We start from the raw sequence: 619 nt of genomic DNA, 5'->3' as shown, positions 1-619 counted from the left end.
GGAAGCAGCAATTTGAAGTGCTGTAGAAATCATCTGCTTTTGTTGTTCTTTCTTAGCCGCTTTTTCTGCCTGTTTTTTATCGTATTGTTGCCAGAGCTGAGAGAAAATACTCGGATCCATTCCAGGTGGTGCAAATTGTTCAGCGAGATGATCATAAGCGGCTGTTTTGATATCCGCTTTCCATTTTGCCTGGATGTCTCCTTTAGCAAGATCCCCTTGGAGATCTTTGCCTCGAATATATTCACCGGCTTCTTTTCCTTGCTCTCTAATTTTATCATCTAAATTTTCGATAGTGGAATCACTAAGTAAAAAGCCAGCAGGCCCAAGGGCGGCTTTCGTCAGAGTGTTTCCTAATACAGAAGTAACTCCATGAACTACTTCGGCTGCGACTTTGGTTACTCCAACAATACCTTCTGATATACCCTTTTGGAGAATATTATTAACTGGACGAATAACATCTTGCACTCCAGGAATTTGGGAGAGCACATAAAGGCCGGGAGCGACGAACATCATTCTTTGGTCCATTGCTTGCTGAGCTTTCTTTTTAGCCTTTTGATCTGCTTTGTAATCGATGAAAGCGGAAATAACGTCTGCTGGAATTCCTGTGGCTTTACTAATT

The 619-nt window shown here is 42.0% G+C and carries 1 pseudogene; it reads right to left on the bottom strand.

Going from position 1 to position 619, the window contains the following annotated elements:
• A pseudogene (locus tag CH365_RS19870) lies at positions 1-619 on the bottom strand (TIGR04388 family protein); the annotation flags it as partial.

The organism is Leptospira neocaledonica, assembly GCF_002812205.1.
Taxonomy (GTDB): domain Bacteria; phylum Spirochaetota; class Leptospiria; order Leptospirales; family Leptospiraceae; genus Leptospira_B; species Leptospira_B neocaledonica.
This window is presented reverse-complemented; position numbering and strand designations above follow the sequence as displayed.